1 protein-coding gene is annotated in these 1,418 nt (G+C 38.3%); it reads left to right on the top strand.

What is annotated here, in order from left to right; translation table 11 throughout:
- The first annotated feature begins 904 nt into the window (after nucleotides 1-904).
- Complete coding sequence (locus M3194_RS30755) at nucleotides 905-1,279, top strand: hypothetical protein (protein WP_251657952.1); 375 nt, start codon at nucleotides 905-907, stop codon at nucleotides 1,277-1,279.
- Nucleotides 1,280-1,418: the final 139 nt, after the last annotated feature.

Raw genomic sequence — 1,418 nt, 5'->3', positions numbered from 1 at the left:
CTACATCTTCTACAACCTTATTCCATTCAGCGGTTGTCTGTCACGAAAGAAAAAGGTTCAAAACCTACGAAAACAAGCGAATTTAAGAGAATAACGATTCTCCATAGAGGGAGGTTAGTTCCAATATGTGGTATAGTTTTGAACATAAGTTGATTCGTCATGTATGAGTAACTATTGTGTTTCAGGAGGGTCATATGTATAAGGGGGTAACATGAAATTACTGATTAGAAGCGCATTTTTCTTGTTAACCGTAGCAAACATCGCGTTATTAATCTATCTAATAATCAACTTTGATTCCCTGCTGGAATCAGAAGATTTCTTAATTAGGATTATAGGTTTTGTTGCAATGGTATTATTGAATATCTTGTACTTTAAGAAATTTAAGGATGTTCTTATTGGTCAAGTAAGAAAGAGAACTTGAAACCTCTATGATGAAGCCCGATAGAACGTATAGTTCTCCTAGCCTTTTTGTGTGATGTTTTCACGTAATTTGGTCATTAAGCTGAAGATTTTATGGGGCACTGAAAAAGTAAGTGAATATATGATTGAGAAAATGCAGGGCAGCATGGATACAAGCCAGTACAATATCATGTTGCAAGGGTTTATAGAACAAATTAAGTGGAGTGGAAGCATTCTATTAGGCCTTGGTGGGATTCTGTTTATAACTTGCATGACTTTAGTTCTGAATAAGCGTTTAAATTCTCTGTGGTGCAGCGCTGTTTTTTGCGCTGCATGGATGGCTAACGGAGAACTTTAGTTCAACAAAGCAGGCCGACTGGCCAGAATTAGTTTCGTGCATCAACCATAAGAATGCTGCAGTAGCAAAAAGCTGCCGTATTCTCAACAAACAGTCAGACTGAGTTAGCTTAAGTAGAAATTAATGCATGAAATGGGAGGAGTCTAGTTGGGGGTTAATTCAAAAGGGAAGCGAAAATTAGAGTATATTGGCAGAACATATTATTGGAATGTACAGCTAGATCCTGAGGATTACGGACAGACCAATCTTGATATCGTTTCAGAGGATAAGAAATTTATTGTATCTTACCATGTAGGTCAGTCTAACAATGATAAACGACCTTTTATTGTGGTAAAGGGCATCGAATTTAGGGGGTTAGAAAATCATTATAGGCAAGGTTGGGTAAGGGTACTGACCCCGAACTGGGATGATAAAATTATTACACCTGGACTCGTTAAAACCATAATTGAATGGTGTCTACTTCAAAAGGATCTCCTAGAATTGGTTGATTGGAAAGGAGACATACAGCAGATTTTCCCTTAACCTGTTGAAGTAACGAGGAACGATAGCATTCCTGTAGAGCGTTAAATTTCCGCTTTGCAAAAAAACGAGCGCCTCGGTACGATGGAAGTACGCAACGGGTCATAGCCCTAAAAATTCCATCATCCTGGAGGACGCTCTA

It is taken from the genome of Paenibacillus glycanilyticus, from assembly GCF_023715145.1.
In the GTDB taxonomy this organism is placed as follows: Bacteria; Bacillota; Bacilli; order Paenibacillales; family Paenibacillaceae; genus Pristimantibacillus; species Pristimantibacillus glycanilyticus_A.
The sequence above is the reverse complement of the archived record's forward strand: the minus strand, read 5'-3'. Positions and strand labels throughout refer to the sequence as shown.